At 66.5% G+C, this 15,527-nt stretch carries 15 protein-coding genes; 8 read left to right on the top strand and 7 right to left on the bottom strand.

What is annotated here, in order from left to right; all coding sequences use genetic code 11:
- Positions 1 to 152: 152 nt before the first annotated feature.
- From ASC89_RS03705 to ASC89_RS28685, 3 genes are read right to left on the bottom strand one after another with little or no spacing between them, the layout of a single operon-like run.
- Positions 153 to 1,130 (bottom strand): aldo/keto reductase, encoded by a 978-nt coding sequence (locus tag ASC89_RS03705; protein WP_055994653.1) that lies wholly within the window; start codon positions 1,128 to 1,130, stop codon positions 153 to 155.
- 13 nt (positions 1,131 to 1,143) lie between these two features.
- Positions 1,144 to 2,127, bottom strand: a complete 984-nt coding sequence (locus ASC89_RS03700; protein WP_244488387.1) for an aldo/keto reductase — start codon at positions 2,125 to 2,127, stop codon at positions 1,144 to 1,146.
- Positions 2,124 to 2,273, bottom strand: coding sequence for a DUF1127 domain-containing protein (locus ASC89_RS28685; protein ID WP_162247897.1), 150 nt, complete (start codon positions 2,271 to 2,273; stop codon positions 2,124 to 2,126). Before ASC89_RS28685 ends, ASC89_RS03700 begins: the two co-directional genes overlap by 4 nt.
- 205 nt (positions 2,274 to 2,478) lie before the next feature.
- Between ASC89_RS28685 and ASC89_RS03695 the strand changes: the two genes are divergently transcribed.
- From ASC89_RS03695 to ASC89_RS03670, 6 genes are all read left to right on the top strand, one after another.
- Complete coding sequence (locus ASC89_RS03695) at positions 2,479 to 3,366, top strand: LysR family transcriptional regulator (RefSeq protein WP_055873626.1); 888 nt, start codon at positions 2,479 to 2,481, stop codon at positions 3,364 to 3,366.
- A 63-nt stretch (positions 3,367 to 3,429) separates the two neighbouring features.
- Complete coding sequence (locus tag ASC89_RS03690) at positions 3,430 to 3,963, top strand: hypothetical protein (RefSeq protein WP_055873629.1); 534 nt, start codon at positions 3,430 to 3,432, stop codon at positions 3,961 to 3,963.
- Positions 3,964 to 4,333: 370 nt separating this feature from the next.
- Positions 4,334 to 5,503: an MFS transporter gene (locus ASC89_RS03685; protein WP_055873632.1), complete on the top strand. Its 1,170-nt coding sequence runs from the start codon at positions 4,334 to 4,336 to the stop codon at positions 5,501 to 5,503.
- The gene (locus ASC89_RS03680) at positions 5,503 to 6,687 is read left to right on the top strand and encodes an MFS transporter (RefSeq protein WP_407065052.1); all 1,185 of its coding nucleotides are present in this window, start codon (positions 5,503 to 5,505) and stop codon (positions 6,685 to 6,687) included. The genes ASC89_RS03685 and ASC89_RS03680 overlap by 1 nt, the downstream gene beginning before the upstream one ends.
- Entirely contained in the window at positions 6,680 to 7,141 is a 462-nt protein-coding gene (locus ASC89_RS03675; protein WP_055873635.1) for an MmcB family DNA repair protein, read from the top strand. The genes ASC89_RS03680 and ASC89_RS03675 overlap by 8 nt, the downstream gene beginning before the upstream one ends.
- Before the next feature lie 45 nt (positions 7,142 to 7,186).
- Positions 7,187 to 8,329, top strand: a complete 1,143-nt coding sequence (locus tag ASC89_RS03670; RefSeq protein ID WP_055994647.1) for an MFS transporter — start codon at positions 7,187 to 7,189, stop codon at positions 8,327 to 8,329.
- 185 nt (positions 8,330 to 8,514) lie between these two features.
- On the opposite strand, the gene ASC89_RS03665 is transcribed toward ASC89_RS03670, so the two are convergent.
- The 3 genes from ASC89_RS03665 to ASC89_RS03655 all read right to left on the bottom strand — a co-directional run bounded on the left by ASC89_RS03665 (position 8,515) and on the right by ASC89_RS03655 (position 12,317).
- Entirely contained in the window at positions 8,515 to 10,185 is a 1,671-nt protein-coding gene (locus ASC89_RS03665) for an MBL fold metallo-hydrolase RNA specificity domain-containing protein (protein WP_082533152.1), read from the bottom strand.
- Between the two features lie 42 nt (positions 10,186 to 10,227).
- On the bottom strand, positions 10,228 to 10,779 hold the full coding sequence (locus tag ASC89_RS03660; RefSeq protein WP_055873645.1) for an ActR/PrrA/RegA family redox response regulator transcription factor: 552 nt from the start codon (positions 10,777 to 10,779) through the stop codon (positions 10,228 to 10,230).
- Between the two features lie 239 nt (positions 10,780 to 11,018).
- Positions 11,019 to 12,317 carry an ActS/PrrB/RegB family redox-sensitive histidine kinase gene (locus tag ASC89_RS03655; RefSeq protein ID WP_055994644.1) on the bottom strand — a complete coding sequence of 433 codons (1,299 nt, stop codon included), beginning with the start codon at positions 12,315 to 12,317 and terminating at the stop codon, positions 11,019 to 11,021.
- A gap of 144 nt (positions 12,318 to 12,461) precedes the next feature.
- Here ASC89_RS03655 and ASC89_RS03650 point away from each other — a divergent pair, with 144 nt between their 5' ends.
- Both ASC89_RS03650 and ASC89_RS03645 read left to right on the top strand, forming a co-directional pair.
- Positions 12,462 to 12,911: a DUF2852 domain-containing protein gene (locus tag ASC89_RS03650; RefSeq protein ID WP_055994641.1), complete on the top strand. Its 450-nt coding sequence runs from the start codon at positions 12,462 to 12,464 to the stop codon at positions 12,909 to 12,911.
- Positions 12,912 to 13,053: 142 nt separating this feature from the next.
- Entirely contained in the window at positions 13,054 to 13,809 is a 756-nt protein-coding gene (locus tag ASC89_RS03645) for a M48 family metallopeptidase (protein WP_162247896.1), read from the top strand.
- A gap of 174 nt (positions 13,810 to 13,983) precedes the next feature.
- Here the strand turns inward: ASC89_RS03645 and lpdA are convergent, their stop codons facing one another.
- The gene (gene lpdA, locus ASC89_RS03640) at positions 13,984 to 15,390 is read right to left on the bottom strand and encodes a dihydrolipoyl dehydrogenase (protein WP_055873660.1); all 1,407 of its coding nucleotides are present in this window, start codon (positions 15,388 to 15,390) and stop codon (positions 13,984 to 13,986) included.
- Positions 15,391 to 15,527 lie beyond the last annotated feature (137 nt).

The raw sequence follows: 15,527 nt of genomic DNA, 5'->3' as shown, positions 1-15,527 counted from the left end.
GGCTGGGGGTCCGGTGGCTGTGGACCCCCACCCCTAACCCCTCCCCGCAAGGGGGAGGGAGACCCTCACACTGACATCGCGACTATCGTCCTCCTCCCCGCTGCGGGGAGGGGTTAGGGGTGGGGGTCAGCCCGCACCGGCCCGTCGATCGACTAGGCCAGCACCTCCCGCAATCCCAGCGCCTCGATCGCCTCAAGCTGCTCAGCCTCCAGTGGCCCCGCGCGCTCGGCATCCAGCGCATCCGACAGTTCGTCGCGGTTCTTCACGCCCAGCACCAGCGTCTCGACGCCGGCCATACCCAACGCATAGCGGTAGGCGATGACCGCCGGGTCTTCGCCCCATTTGGCGCAGAGGGCGCGGTACGGCGCGGCGAGCCGGAAATCCTCGGTGTCGCGATCATGCAGCGACTTACGGTCGAAGTTGCGGGTCAGCGCCCCGGCCTGCACCGCACGGATCGCCATCACCCCGACGCCGTTGAGATGCGCCGCGGCGATGATTTCGCGGGCTCGAGAGGGCGTCGAGAAGCTGATCAGCCCACCCGGACTGTCGAGCAGGTTCGCCACTGCCTGCACGGCGTGCGGGCGCGGCGCCAGGGTCAGCGCGTCGAGAATGGTCGCCGGCACGCTCACCCCGGTTATCCCCCAGCCGCCGATCAGCCCGTCGCGCTGCAATTGCTGGAACGCCGGCACCACCGCATCGCGATAGCTCGACCAGGTGCTGGCGATTTCGCTGCGCCGCTCGTTCTCCAAGGGATAAACGAAATCATCGGGGCAGATCTGGTTGTGGAGGAAGAACAGGTCGACCTGTTCGAGCCGCATCGCCCTGAGGCTCTGTTCCAGCGAGGCGCGGAGGCGGCGGTAGACCTGCTCGTCGGGCAGCGTGCCGATGCCGCATTTGGTGGTGACCTTGACGCCGCTGGGCAGGCGCCCCGCGAAGGCTTCGCCGATCAGCGCCTCGCACACCTTGTAGCCCGGCGCCGCGTCGATCACGTCGATGCCTTCGTCAACCGCCATGTGCAACGTGGCGATGCCCTCGTCGCGGCTGGTCTCGCCCCAGACCTGGCCGATGCCACCACCGCCGAACGTCAGGCAACTGACCTCGCCGACGCTACCGAACTGTCGCTTTTCCATCTGCAGCCTCCTCTCAGGCAAGTTCACGCGCCAGCAGCGCGTCGATTTCGGCCATCGCGGCCATGGGAAGCGGGCCCTTGTCGAGTGCGCCCAGATTATCGCGGATCTGCGCCTCGGTTTTGAAGCCGGGGATCGGGATGGTCTGCGGCGAGCGGGCCAGCACCCAGCCGAGCGCGCCCTGCGCCACACTCCTCCCGCCGCTGGTCAGCACGTCGCGGATGGCGTCTAGCTTTTTGAGCGACTCCGCCGAGGGACGCCCATCCTTGAAGTCACGCACCCAGCTGTGGCCGGCGCCGCGCACGTCGTCGGTCGAGACCTGCGACTCCCGCGTGAACTTGCCGGTCAAGAACCCCATGGCGAGGGGCGAGCGGATCAGGTTGGGCAGACGGTAGCGATCACAGAGCGCCACCATTTCAGGCCCGTCGCGGAACACATCGAGGCCCTGCTGCACGGCCTTGAAGTGCGGGTAATGCAGCACGCGGGACACCGCCGCGGCATCGTCGGTGCTCCAGCCCCAGGCGGCGATGTCGCCCGCGTCGGCGCGGCGCTCGAGCGCCGGCGCCAGCCGGTCCATGGCGTCGGCAGAGGCGTCGCCGACATGCAGCTGGTAGAGGTCGATACGACCGCGTCTGAGCCGCTTGAGCGAGGCGGTCAGTGCCTCGTCCATATAGGCGGGCGTGACATTGGTGCCCGTCAGTTCGCGCTTCGTCCTGTCGTAAGTGAAGCCGAACTTGGTGGCGATCACCACGTCGGCGCGGTTGCCGAAGGCCTCGCCCAGCACCTCCTCGCTATGGCCGGTGCCATAGGCATCGGCAGTATCGAACAGGCGGGCGCCGAGTTCATGGGCAAGGGCCAACGCCTTGAGCGACTGCGCATCGTCGATCTCACCCCAGCCATCCTGCCGGCCGTCCATCTTGAACGGCCCGCCGATGGCCCAGCAGCCGATACCGACGCGGGGAACCTCCTGCCCGTCCCACAGGCGTAGCGTCACGCTCATTTCTCACCTGTGCGGGCGCTGTGGGTGATGCATTGGCGCTCGATGCCGAGATCAGCCAACAGGTGATCGTCGAGCTGCTTCAGCCGCTGGATGTCGCGGCGGAGGCGCGACCATTCGGTGAGGCGTCGGGTCAGGGTTCTGAACATTTTCGGTCTCCTTTCAACAACGCAAAGCGACATCGGCTCCGCTCCAGCTAAGAAGCGGACATTCCCTGCGATGGCGCTGTGCTTGATGGAGCGGCGCGGCGGCCAAGTCGTTGACCAGAAAGCGTGCTCCGAACGACCCATACTTGCCCACTCGAGGCTTGAAGCGATACAAGCAAGTCCGCAACGTGCTTTGCAGGAATGAAAGATGAGCGTCGGCGACACCATCTCCTGGGATGACCTGCGGCTGTTCCTCGACGTGGCGCGGCTTGGCGGCCTCAGCGCCGCGACCAGCACCACGGGGCTCAGCGCCGCGACGCTGGGCCGACGGGTCACGGCACTCGAACAGCAGATCGGCGAGCCGTTGTTCATCCGGCGGCAGACCGGCTACCAGCTCACTCCGGCCGGGGAAGAACTGCTGGCCCGAGCCGAGGATGTCGAGGCGGCGATGCGGGCGCTGACCCGCTGGCGCGACGGCTCGGTGGGCGAGCAGATCGTCCGCATCTCGGCCGGCACCTGGACCTCGGCCTTCCTCGCCCGGCACATCGGCGAGCTCTGGCACGTCGACGACAATATCCGGATCGAGTTCGCCACCGCTTATGCCAAGCTCGATATCGGCCGGCGGGCCGCCGATATCGGGGTGCGCTCGGAGCGGCCGCTCGACCCCAACCTCGCCGGCCGGCAGATCGGCCGGGTGGCGCATGCGCTCTATTCCGGCCTCAACCTGATCAACGGCATTGCGGCCGGATTGTTCGTCGGGGTGACCGGCGAGGCCGCCAATGTCGCCTCGGCCCGCTGGCTGATGGCACATCACGGCGATCGCATTAGCGTGCGCGGCAACGATGTGCAGAGCGTGCGCGAACTGGTGGCGGCCGGCGCCGGGCTCGGGGTGTTTCCCTGCTTTGCCGGCGACAGCGACGCCCGGCTGGTGCGGGTGGCGATGCCGATCACCGAACTCGAAACCGAGCAATGGCTGGTGACGCACCATGAGGACCGCCACCGCCCGGAGGTCCGGCTGGTCGCGGACCGCATCGCCACCTTGATGCGCGAGCACGGGCCGCTGTTCCGCGGCGAGCGCCGCCGGCCGCCCTCTTAACCTCGTCGCAAGCGCTCCCCGGCGATACTGCAGCCGGGAATGCAATCGTCTGGAGTGCCTTGAATGCGGGCCTGCGCCTATGTGGTCGGCCGCCCGGATGGTCCGGGGGCAGCGCTGACGGATCTGGCGCGCGGGTTGGGCTTCCCGATCGTCCAGAATTATGCCGGCATCGCCAGCGCCGAAACCCAGGCGCAGCAGACGCCGCTGCTGTTCTTCCTGTTCGCCGCCGTCGACGAGGTGAGCGGGCTCAAAACCGTCGCCGATGCGATCCGCTTCTCGCCCAGCCGGCGCATCCGCTTCTCGCCAATGGTCTACTTCTCCGAGAGCCCCCTGGTCGAAGCGATCAAGACCTGCGTCGAGATGGGGTTCGACGACGTGCTGACGCTGCCGTTCACCCAGCAGCGCGTGGCGAGCCGGCTGGAGCGACTGGTCGACCACACCCAGGTCTACTTCGAGACCGCCACCTATCTCGGCCCCGATCGCGGCGCGCAGCAGACGCATGGCCGCTCCGGCATGCAATATCGCCGCCTGGAGATCATCCGCTCGCCGGCACGCGGGGTGAGCGTGATGCGCGACGAGATGCAGGTGGCGGTGTAGTCGCTGGAAAATCCCACGGCCACCGGCGTCATTCCCGCGAAGGCGGGAACCTAGTGGGATGTCAATCATCGCACTACGTCCCGTCCGTGTTTGACACCCGGCAGCGCCCGAAACTCGGTGTCATCCCAGCGAAAGCTGGGACCCAACTCACAGCCCGCGCAAGTGGATGGATGGGTCCCAGCTTTCGCTGGGATGACAGCCGGTGGGTGGGCACGATCGTAACTTATCGCCTTTGCGCCTGCGGGGGATGACGCCGGCGAGTTGGCTGCGTATCCAGCCCCACCAATGCTCCCCATAACAAACCCCGCCTTGCCCCTTTGAACCGATTTTACTAGGGTCGCGGCGTTTCCTACCCGCGAGTTCCCCCAAGATGAGATTCGGTATCGAGTTGCCGCCGCAGCAGCGGGTGTATGGCGGCTTCTTCATCTATTCGTTCTGCATGGGGAGCCTGCCGCCGCGCCTGCCTGATATCCAGCACGCCATGGGGATCGAGGAAGGGGCGCTCGGCCTCGGGCTGATCGGGGCGGCATTGGGCACGCTGATCTCGCTGAGCTTTGCCGGGGCGCTGCTCGACCGCTTCGGCTATCGCCGCGCCATCCTGACGCTGATCCCGTTGCTGGCGCTGGGCTATGCGCTCGCCTCGTTCGCCACCGGGCCGCTGGCCTTCTTCCTCCTCCTCGTGCCGGTCGGCCTGGTCATCGGCGGCATCGAGATCATCCTCAACCTCGAGGCGGATCGGACCGAGCACATGATCGGGCGCCGCATCATGAACCGCTCGCATGCCTTCTGGAGTTTTGGCTTCTTTTCGGCCGGCATCGTCAGCGCCGGGATCGCGCAGACCGGGCTCAGCGTGCAGCTGCATCTCTTACTGATGATCCCCGTCGTCATCCTCGGGGTGGCGCTGCTGCTCGGCCGCTTCACCCCTGCGCCGCACCGCACCGGCGCCTCGACCGAGGAAGCGCCGCGCTTTGCCGCGCCGACCCTTGCCATAATGGTGCTGGTGGCGGTGACGCTCTCGGCCATGATCATGGAAGGCGCCGGCATCGACTGGTCGGCGATTTACATGCGGGACGAGTTCCAGGTGTCGCCGTTCCTTGCCGGGTTCGCGGTGGCGCTCGGCGCCTTCACCCAGGCGGTGACGCGGTTCTTCGCCGATCCGTTCGTCGAGCGCTACAGCCCGACGCTGGTGTCGCGCGTGCTGCTCAGCGTGCTCGGGGTCGGCGCGGTGATCGTGTTCTTCTCGCCCGTCGACTGGCTGTCGCTGGTCGGCTTCGGGCTGATGGGGGTGGGCACCTCGGTGATCTTCCCGCTCGCCATGTCGGCGGCGGCGCAGCGCACCGATCGCCCGGCGGCGACCAATGTGGCCTCCTTGGCGCAGATTTCGTTCGTTGCCTTCCTCCTCGGGCCGCCGCTTCTGGGTTATGTTGCCGAACATTTCGGCATCCGCTGGTCGTTCGGTATCGGCATCCCGCTGGTTATTTTGAGCCTGGTTTTCGCCGGGGCGCTGGGCGCCAAGCCGATCCGGCATGAGGTTGATTGATGTTTAGTCTGAAGCCGCATCAGCGGGTCTATGGCATTTTCTTCATCTTCGCGCTGTCGATGGGGGCGCTGTTAAGCCGCCTGCCGGACCTGCAGCGCTCGCTCAACCTCACCGAAAGCCAGCTCGGCCTGACGCTGATCGCCATGTCGATCGGCGCCTTGTTCGGCCTCACCTTCTCGAGCCCCTTGATCGAGAAGTACGGCGCCCGCACCACGGCGTTCGTCACGGTGTTCGGCGCTTCAATCATGTACGCGATCGTGCCGTGGATCCCCTCGGCGATCCTCTTACTGCCGGTGTTCTTCATCGCCGGATTGTTCGCCGGGGCGCTCGAGATCAACGTCAACCTCGAGACCGACCGGCACGAGGCCCAACTCGGCACCCGGATCATGAGCCGGGCGCACGGCATGTGGAGCCTCGGCTTCTTCGTCACTGCGTTCATCGCGGCCGGCGTGCGGCAGGCCGGCATCTCGGTGCACATGCACACCTTCGTCGCCCTGGTGGTGGTAGTGATCGCCGGCACCTTCGTCTTCTCCAAGATCGAGAACGCTCCAGCGCGCGCCGACAGCCACGAGGGCAAGATGCCGCTCGTCGCTTTCCCCACCATCGGGCTGTTGCCGCTCTGCCTGATCGGCGCCGCGCCGCTCCTCGTCGAAGGCGCCGGCATCGACTGGTCGGCGATCTATATGCGCGACGTGTTCGACGTGGCGCCGTTCATCGGCGGGCTGTCGATCACCATCTTCTCGCTGTTCATGGCGCTGGCCCGGCTGTTCATGGACCCGGTGGTGGAGCGCTACAGCCCGCGCGTCGTCGCCGGCGCGCTGCTCGGCATCGCCGCGCTGGGGTTGATCATCGTCGGCTTTGCACCGCACCCCTATGTGGCTTTGTTCGGCTTCATGCTGATGGGGCTCGGCTGTTCGTCGGTCTATCCGCTGGCCGTCTCGGCAGCGGCACAGCGCACCGATCGGCCGGCTTCGGTCAATGTCGCCTCGCTCGGGCAGATGACGTTCGTCGTGTTCTTCCTCGGGCCGCCGCTGCTCGGCTTCGTCGCCCAGAGCTATGGCATTCGCATGTCGTATTTCGTCTGCGTGCCGCTGATCATCGCGGCGCTGCTGGTGATCCGGGCGCTGTCGGCCAAGCCGACTCCGCTCATCACCGAGCCGGAGCCCGCCACGCCCCATGGCTGAGCTGCCGCCGATCGTCGATCTCCGGCAATCGCCGACGGCGCTACGGGTGCAACGCGGGGTGATGCGGTTCCTGCGCAACGCCCATGATTTCTGCTGCTACGCCGAAGTGCCGCTCAGCAATGGCCGGCGCGCCGACGTGCTGGCGGTGGGGCCGAAGGGCGAGATCTGGATCGTCGAGATCAAGTCCTCGCTGGTCGACTTCCAGGTCGACCGCAAGTGGCCGAACTACAAGGAATTCTGCGACCGTTTCTTTTTCGCCAAGCCGCCCGAGCTCGACCCCGACATCTTCCCCCAAAGCGAGGGGCTGATGGTCGGCGACGGACACGATGCGGCGATCCTCCGGATGGCGGAGGAGACGCTGCTGCCGCCGGCGCGACGCAAGGCCATGCTGCTGAAACTCACCCGCCTCGGCGCCGATCGCATCCATGTGCTGATGGATCCCAATGACCTCTAGGCGGGCCGAACGCAGCCATCCTGCCATCGCGAGTACCCGCCTCAAGTGAAGCTCCCGCCGCCGATCGTCATCGTGTTCTTCCTCCATGCGCTGGCGCAGGGCGGCATGTTCAGCCGGATCCCCGACATGCAGCTGGCGCTCGGGCTGAACGAGGCGCAGCTCGGCATCGCGCTGCTTGGCCAGCCGGCCGGCGCCATCGTCTCGTTCCTGTTTGCCAGCCAGATGGTCGAGCGGTTCGGCACCCGAGTGATCATCCTTACGACGATTCCGCTCCTCGGGCTGGTGCTGGTCGGCATCGCTTTGGCGCCGAGCCTCGTCGTCATGTGGTTCGGTTTCGCGGTGTTCGGCGTGGTCTTTGCGCTCAGCAACGTCTCGATCAATGTCGAGGCGGACCGGGTGGAAGCCGCGTCGGGCCGGCGGCTGATGAACACCTGCCACGGCATCTGGAGCATCGGGCTACTTACGGCCTCGCTGATCGGCACGGCAATGCGCGGCGCCAATATCGCGCCGCCGCTGCACTTCGCCTTGGTGCTCGTACCGGTGCTGGTTGGGATGGCGCTGTTCGCCTGGCCGATGCAGGCGGCAACGGCGCGTCCGCACAACGCCACGGCCAAGGGCTTCCGCATCACCCTGCCGACGTCGATGACGCTGCTGCTGCTCGGTTATGCCATTGGCGCCTCGCTGCTCGAAGGGGGCCTCCGCAACTGGTCGGTGATCTTCATGCGCGACAGTTTCGTCGCCCCCGACTGGGTCGATACGCTGACGCTGCCGGCCTTCATGACAGCGCAGTCGGTCGGCCGGCTGCTGGCCGACCGCGCCGTGCACCGCTGGGGCCCGGTGGCGCTGGCGCGCGGGCTGACGGTGGTGGCCCTGGTCGGGCTGCTGCTGGTGGTGTTTTCGCCCCACCTGATCGTGGCGCTCTGCGGCTTCACGCTGATCGGCTTCGGGGTCTGCGTGTCGTTCCCGCTCTCGGCCTCGGCGGCGGCGCGGCTCGGCGATCGGCCGGCCTCGGAGAATGTCGCGGCGCTGACCATGAGCCAGCAATTGCTGCTGCTCGGCGCCCCGGCGCTGCTGGGCTGGATCGCCGACGTGGCGTCGATCCGCATCACCTTCGCCGTGCTGCTACCGCCGCTGCTGCTGGCGTTCTACCTGGCGCGGTATCTGGCGCCGCGGAAGGCGGATGCTTGACGGCAGCTCCTGAGCGTGGGGCCACCCCCACCCTCATTCCCTCCCCACAAGGGGACGCGGTGGCGCCCCGCGGGGAGGGAAGCCGATCGAGTCCGTCGAAACCATCAGTCGTCTCTCCCTCCCCTTGATGGGGAGGGATCAAGGGTGGGGTGGGGCAGCCCACTCAGGCCGTACTGCCAGGCCGCCTACTCGCCGCTCGGCTCGCCGTGCAGCACCGGGGCGCTGCCGGCCTGCGTCTTCATCGGCAGCGGCGGGGTCACCGGGCCGGTGCCGGCCAGCGTCGCTTTCAGCGAGTCCATCACCGCGACGCGCCAGGCATCGTTGGGCGCATCCTGAAGCTGGTGGCTCAGATCGATGATGAAGCTGGCATAGGCATTGTGCCAGTCGGCCGTAACCTGCGTCATGTCGATGCGTCGCTCGGCCGGCTTCTCCACCCCGCCAATGCCCTCGGCCCTCAGCTCGAAGGCATCATCGAGCAGCGGCATCAGCACCTGGTCGCCGGCGAGGCCATCATCGTGCATCAGCGCGGCGCGCAGGGCCTTGCGCTCCTCGTCCTCGCCATGGGTCAGGAACACCGCGCCATGCGCCGGCAGGCGCCTGGTGACCCAGGCGACGAGCTCGGAGTGGTCGGCATGCGCCGAGTAGTTGCCAAGTGAGCGCACGTGCGCTCGCACCGGCACCAGTTCGGAATGGATGCGCACTTCCTTGGCGCCCGACTGGATGATCTGGCCGAGCGTGCCCGGCGCCTGGTAGCCGACGAACAGCACGGTGGCATTGGCGCGCGGCAGATTGTTCCTCAGATGGTGCTTGATGCGACCGGCATCGGCCATGCCGGAGGCCGACATGATGATGGCGCCGCCGCGAATCGAGTTGATCGCCTTGCTCTCATCGACGCTCTCGACGATGCGGAAGCGGGAATCGTTGAACAGCTCGTCGGCGCTCAGCTCGACGTCATCGAACATCGAAGCGTATTTGCGATAGACGCCGGTGACTTTGGAGGCGAGCGGGCTATCGAGGAAGACGAGGCTGGGGCTGATCTCACCTGTCTTGATCAGGTAGCCGATGTCATGCAGCAGCTCCTGGCTGCGCTCGACGGCAAAGGTCGGGATCACCAGGTTGCCGCCGCGGGCGAGCGCGGTGTTGATCTCGGTCTTCAGCGCTTCCTGGCGCTGCTTGAGGGTATAGTCCTCGCGCTCGCGGCCGCCATAAGTTGATTCCGAGAGGATGTAGTCGTAGCCGGCCGGCGCATCGGGCGCCTCCCAGAACACTTTTACGTCCGGCCCGAGATCGCCGGAGAACAGGATGCGGATGGGCTTACCGTTGCTGTCCTCGACCTCCACTTCGATCGAGGCCGAGCCGAGGATGTGGCCGGCATTCCAGTAGCGCGCGCGCACGCCGGGGCCGGGGGTAATCCATTCCTCGTATTTGAGGCCCTTGGTGAGCTTCAGCGCCTCGTTGGCATCTTCCATGATGTAGAGCGGCTGGAACGGCTCTTCGGCGCGGCGGCTGCGCTTCTTGGTCTCGCGGTCGGCCTCGCTCTCCTGGATGCCGGCGGCATCGGGGAGCAGGTATTCGAGCAGTCCGTTGGTCGGCTCGGTGGCCCAGATGGGCTTGCGATAGCCCAGATGGGTCAACCGCGGCAGCAGGCCTGCATGGTCGATGTGCGCATGCGTCAGGAGCAGGAAATCGATCGCCTTGGGATCGAACGGGAACGGCTTGTAGTTGAGATCGCGGACGGTCTTGTTGCCCTGGAACATGCCGCAATCGACGAGGAACTCCCCCTTGGGGTGCACCACGCGATAGCATGAGCCGGTCACGGTGCCCGACGCCCCGTGAAAGTGTAGCGTGACGGTCATCATGGCCTCCCGGGCGGACTATCTGATCTCAGTGTGACAGGCTTATTTCGGGGCGCGCTTGGCAAGAATGCGCTGCAGCGTGCGGCGATGCATGTTGAGCCGGCGCGCCGTCTCCGAGACATTGCGGTCGCAGAGCTCATAAACCCGCTGGATGTGCTCCCAGCGCACCCGGTCGGCCGACATCGGGTTTTCCGGCGGCTCGGGTGGCTTGTTGCCGGTGGCGAGCAGCGCGTTGATCACATCCTCGGCGTCGGCCGGCTTACTCAGGTAATCCACCGCGCCGAGCTTCACCGCGGTCACCGCGGTGGCGATATTGCCGTAGCCGGTAAGGACCACCGCACGGGCATCGCCGCGCTTCTGGTGCAAGGCCGCGACCACGTCGAGGCCGTTGCCATCCTCGAGCCGCAGGTCGACCACGGCATAGGCGGGGGGCGCTTCGGAGACGGCGGCGAGGCCGCCGGCCACGGTGTCGGCAATGCGGACATCGAAGCCGCGTTTCTGCATGGCCCGCTCGAGGCGGGTCAGGAAGGTCTTGTCGTCATCGACCAGAAGCAGGGTACGGTCGGCCGCAAGGAGTTCATCGACTGTGCTCATCGCCGCCTCATGTAGGGTCTTTTGGGCAAAAGGTCAAAATATGGGCAGGGTGGAACGACGCTCGCTCTGCTCCCCTCCCCCTTGAGGCCCCTTGAGGGGAGGGGCCGGGGGTGGGGGTGGTGAGGCGGGCACGGTGCTGACCGCACCACCCCCTCCCTCAATCGCTCCCCTCCTAGCGGACGCGGTAGCGCCGCGGGGGGAGGGAAGCAGACGGTGTGGGGTGCAGACCAAGTTGTACCTCACACCTGCTCGATGGCGGCCCGCGGCCAGATCAAACGCACCCGGGCATGGCCATCGGCCGCCTCGTTCTCGAAGCTGAGCTTGGCGCCGGTGCGCTCCAGCAGGGTTTTGGAGATGAAGATGCCGAGCCCCAGCCCGCCCGGCTCGCCATCGTCGGCGTTGCGCGGCCTGGTGGTGAGATAGGGCTCGCCCAGCCGGGTGATGAGATCGGTGGGAAAACCCGGACCGTCGTCGGTGATGGTCACGGTCAGCGCCTGCTTATCCCAGCTGGCCTCGACCAGCACGGCGCGCTGGGCAAACTGCGCGGCGTTGTCGATCAAATTGCCGAGGCCGTAGAGCAGCCCGGCATTGCGACGGATCACCGGCTCGCTGCCGTTGCCCGCGCCGGTGCGCACCGAGATCACCTTGCCGCCGCCTTCGAGGGGCTTCACCACCTCGGCGAGCAGCGCTGAAACCGGCACGGCGGCGAACGGGTCGCCAGGCGTATCGCGCAGGCTCCTCAGTTTACCGAGGATTTCGCGGCAGCGCGCCGCCTGCGACATGATCAGCTCGATATCCTCGCGCACCGGCCCTTCCGGCACCTCATCGCGAATCTCGCGTGCCGCCAGCGCAATGGTCGAAAGCGGGGTGCCGAGCTCATGCGCCGCTGCTGCCGCGAGGCCATCGAGGGCGCTCAGCTGCTCGTGCCGCGACAGCGCCAGTTCGGTGGCGGCCAGCGCATCGGCGAGCTGGCGCGCCTCGTGCGCCACCCGATTGGTATAGGCAGCGATGAAAATGGTGCCGCAAAGGATCGAGACCCAGATGCCGATGACATAGACGCGGTCGAAGACGATGCGGGCATCGGGGTCCCAGGGCAGGTCCATGTGATAGACCGAGAGCAGCGAGGCGAGCGCGATGGCGAGCGTTGCGAGGATCACCGTCGAGCGCTGCGGCAGGGTCGTCGCCGACACCGAGACGGGCGCCAGGAGCAGCAGCGAGAACGGGTTCTGCAACCCGCCGGTCAGCGCCAGCAGCGCCGCCAACTGGCAGAGATCGAAACTCAGATGCACCGTTGCGACCCTCGCGGTGGTGCGATAGCCCTCGCCGAGCCGGAAGATCACCCACAGGTTGAGCAGCACCGACAGCCCGATCAGCATCAGGCACTCGGTCAAGGGCAGCGGAAAGTTGAGCCCGAACTGCACGAACAGCACACCGACGGTCTGCCCGACAATCGCCAGCCAGCGCAGCCCGACCAGCGTCGCCAGCCTGAGGGGCCGCCAATTGCCCGGCAGGATTGCCGAGGTGTCCGCCAATGCCATGGAATCATCCTTTCCGGGCACGTGATTTCGGCCCGCATGGGAAGTCTAGCATGGCATTTCAAGGGCAAAAAAGCGTGAGCGAAACGCTTGACCCCCAGTCTGGTGGGACCACATCGGAGCTGTTCGTGACTGGGAGAAAGTCCAATGCACACTGCGATTATCAAACCGCAATGGGGCCCGCTGACCATCGCTTTGATGGTCCTGGGCTTCGTCCTCTGGTGGCCGATCGGCCTCGCCATTCTCGCCTACATCCTGTGGGGCGAAATGTTCGGCGGCTCGGCGGAAAAGGCTCAGGGGTTCGTCAACCGATCCCGCAGCTGGGCCGAAAACTGCGGTCCCCGCGCCAACGGGTTCCGTCACCACGGCTTCCGCAACTCGAGCGGCAATGCCGCCTTCGACGACTACCGCGCCGAGCAGCTCAAGCGCCTCGAAGAGGAACGCCGCCGGCTCGATGAAGAGATCAACGCCTTCCATGAGTACATGCGCAACCTCCGCATGGCCAAGGATCGCGAAGAGTTCGACCGCTTCATGCGCGACAAGAATGGCAGCCGCCCGAACTATGGCGGCGACCAGAATAACGGGACCAACGTCTGACGTTTCATGTGGACGTGACCGACCCCGCAAGGCTGTCGCAAGCCTTGCCGGTCACGCTGCAGGTCCCATGCCCCTCCTCCTGACGACTACGCCCCTTTCGAGGGGCGTTTTTTTGTCGTCAGCGTTTCACCTCGAATCGGTGATGATCAGCCGTATGAACTTCCTGTTCCCCGCCAAGGCGCCGAAAGTGCCGGCCGCGACCAGCCTTGTCATCGACGGCGAGCCGGTCGAGATCACGGTGAAGGTGAGCCCGCGGGCCAAGAGCTACCGGCTGACCGTGCCGCATCACGGCAACCCGGTGCTGACATTGCCGAGGACCGGCCGCTGGCCCGAGGCCGAAGGCTTCCTCAACCGGCATCGCGGCTGGCTGGCGGCGCGGCTGAAGCGCAGCGCCCCGCGCACCGCCTTCGCCGACGGCGAAGTGCTGCCGCTGCGCGGCGTGCCGCATCGCATCCACGCAACGGGCCGGCTGCGCGGCCGGGTCGAGGTGTCGGAGATCGATGGCGAACTGTCGCTGCTGGTGCCCGGCGAAGCCGCGCATATCCCGCGCCGGCTGACCGAATGGCTGAAGGCCGAGGCGCAGCGCGACCTCGCCGAACGCTCGGACATCCATGCGGCGACGCTTGGGGTGGAAGTCAAATCGGTGTCGATGCGCAGCCAGGCGACCCGCTGGGGCTCGTGCTCGTCGTCAGGGCGGCTCAACTACAACTGGCGGCTGATCCTCGCCCCACCGTTCGTCCTCGACTACGTGGCGGCGCACGAAGTGGCGCACCTTGTCCACATGAACCACTCGCCGAACTTCTGGAAGGCGGTGGAGAGAGCCCTGCCCGACATGACCAAAGGCAAGGCCTGGCTCAAGGCGCATGGCAAGGTGCTGATGGGGTATGGGTTGGAGTAGGGGTGGGCTTTCCACCACCGAACCATCGCGGCTGTGGACCCCCACCCCTGTCCCCTCCCCGCAGGGGGGAGGGAGACCCTCACACCGACATCGCAGTTCTTCGTCTCCCTCCCCCTTGCGGGGAGGGGACAGGGGTGGGGGGCAGCCCGCACCGGCCTGACGAACTAGCCTCGATCAAATATGAATCGCGCCGTCGCCGCACATCAGGGCGGCTTCCTTCACTGCTTCCGACAGGGTCGGGTGCGCGTGGGTGGTGCGGCCGAGGTCTTCGGCGGAGCCGGAGAATTCCATCAGGACGACGATCTCGTGGATCATCTCGCCGGCGTTCTTGGCGATGATCTGCGCCCCGAGCACCCGGTCGGTGGCGACATCGGCGAGGATCTTCACATAGCCCTGCGTCGCCAGCATCGCCTTGGCGCGGCCATTGGCGGTGAAGGGGAACTTGCCGGCCTTGTACTCGATGCCGGCGGCCTTCAGCTCGTCCTCGGACTTGCCGACCCAGGCGACTTCGGGGCTGGTGTACATCACCGAGGGAATGGTGCCGTAGTTCACGTGCGGCTGCTGGCCGGCGATGATCTCGGCCACCGCGTGACCCTCATCCATCGCCTTGTGCGCCAGCATGGCGCCCGCCACCACATCACCGATGGCATAGATGCCCGGCACATTGGTCTTGAACTGCGCATCGGTGCGGACCCGGCCGCGCTCATCGAGCGCCACGCCGGCGCCCTCGAGACCCAGCCCCTCGGTAAAGGGCTTGCGGCCCACCGCCACCAGCACCGCATCGGCTTCGGCGAAGCTCGCCTCGCCACCGCCGGCCGGCTCGAGCCGGGCGCGGACCGAGCCGTCGCCCTGCTTCTCGATCGCCGTCACCTTGGTCGAGAGCTTGAACTCCATGCCCTGCTTCTGCAGGTTCCGCTGGGTCTGGCGCGCCGCCTCGCTGTCGAGGCCGGGGAGGATCCGGTCGAGGAACTCGACCACCTGCACCTTGGAACCGAGCCGGCCCCAGACCGAGCCGAGCTCCAGGCCGATGATGCCGCCGCCGATCACCAGCAGGCGCTTGGGCACTTCCTGGAACGCCAGCGCGCCGGTCGAGGACACCACCTTGTTCTCGTCGATCTCGATGCCCGGCAGGCTGATCGGCACCGAGCCGGTGGCGATCAGGATGTTCTTGGTTTCGATGGTGGTGGGCGCGCCGCTTTCCGGCGTCACCAGCACCTTGCCCTCGGCCGGGATCGAGCCGGTGCCGCGGAAGGTGGTGATCTTGTTCTTCTTGAACAGGAACTCGATGCCCGAGACGTTGGCGGTGACGGTGTCGTCCTTATGCGCCAGCATCTGCTTGAGGTTCAGTTGCGGCGTCACGTCGATGCCGAACTGGCGGAACTGGTGGCCGGCTTCCTCGAACAGCTCCGAAGCATGCAGCAGCGCTTTACTTGGAATGCAGCCGATGTTGAGGCAGGTACCGCCGAAGGTCGGCCACTTCTCGACCACCGCGACCTTCATGCCGAGCTGGGCCGCCCGGATTGCCGCGACGTATCCACCCGGGCCGGAGCCGATTACGGTGAGGTCGAAAGTGTCCGCCATGATGTCTCCGAGAGGCTCAAACGGCGCCTGAGGAGTGGCGCCCGCGCTGCCGATATAGGACTGCCAAACGGGTTAAACTACCCGCCGTTAGGAGGGAACCCCTGTCGCGAGAGAGCCATGCGAAATGCGCATGATTC

Source organism: Devosia sp. Root413D1 (assembly GCF_001425235.1).
Classification (GTDB): domain Bacteria; phylum Pseudomonadota; class Alphaproteobacteria; order Rhizobiales; family Devosiaceae; genus Devosia_A.
Note: the sequence above shows the minus strand (reverse complement) of the source record. Positions and strands in the feature narration are given on the sequence as shown.

Coding starts and splice junctions, on each gene's coding strand:
- ASC89_RS03705 (WP_055994653.1), bottom strand. CDS start 1,130: ATGGAAAAGCGACAGTTCGGTAGCGTCGGCGAGGTCAGTTGCCTGACG.
- ASC89_RS03700 (WP_244488387.1), bottom strand. CDS start 2,127: ATGAGCGTGACGCTACGCCTGTGGGACGGGCAGGAGGTTCCCCGCGTC.
- ASC89_RS28685 (WP_162247897.1), bottom strand. CDS start 2,273: ATGTTCAGAACCCTGACCCGACGCCTCACCGAATGGTCGCGCCTCCGC.
- ASC89_RS03695 (WP_055873626.1), top strand. CDS start 2,479: ATGAGCGTCGGCGACACCATCTCCTGGGATGACCTGCGGCTGTTCCTC.
- ASC89_RS03690 (WP_055873629.1), top strand. CDS start 3,430: ATGCGGGCCTGCGCCTATGTGGTCGGCCGCCCGGATGGTCCGGGGGCA.
- ASC89_RS03685 (WP_055873632.1), top strand. CDS start 4,334: ATGAGATTCGGTATCGAGTTGCCGCCGCAGCAGCGGGTGTATGGCGGC.
- ASC89_RS03680 (WP_407065052.1), top strand. CDS start 5,503: ATGTTTAGTCTGAAGCCGCATCAGCGGGTCTATGGCATTTTCTTCATC.
- ASC89_RS03675 (WP_055873635.1), top strand. CDS start 6,680: ATGGCTGAGCTGCCGCCGATCGTCGATCTCCGGCAATCGCCGACGGCG.
- ASC89_RS03665 (WP_082533152.1), bottom strand. CDS start 10,185: ATGACCGTCACGCTACACTTTCACGGGGCGTCGGGCACCGTGACCGGC.
- ASC89_RS03660 (WP_055873645.1), bottom strand. CDS start 10,779: ATGAGCACAGTCGATGAACTCCTTGCGGCCGACCGTACCCTGCTTCTG.
- ASC89_RS03655 (WP_055994644.1), bottom strand. CDS start 12,317: ATGGCATTGGCGGACACCTCGGCAATCCTGCCGGGCAATTGGCGGCCC.
- ASC89_RS03650 (WP_055994641.1), top strand. CDS start 12,462: ATGCACACTGCGATTATCAAACCGCAATGGGGCCCGCTGACCATCGCT.
- ASC89_RS03645 (WP_162247896.1), top strand. CDS start 13,054: ATGATCAGCCGTATGAACTTCCTGTTCCCCGCCAAGGCGCCGAAAGTG.
- lpdA (WP_055873660.1), bottom strand. CDS start 15,390: ATGGCGGACACTTTCGACCTCACCGTAATCGGCTCCGGCCCGGGTGGA.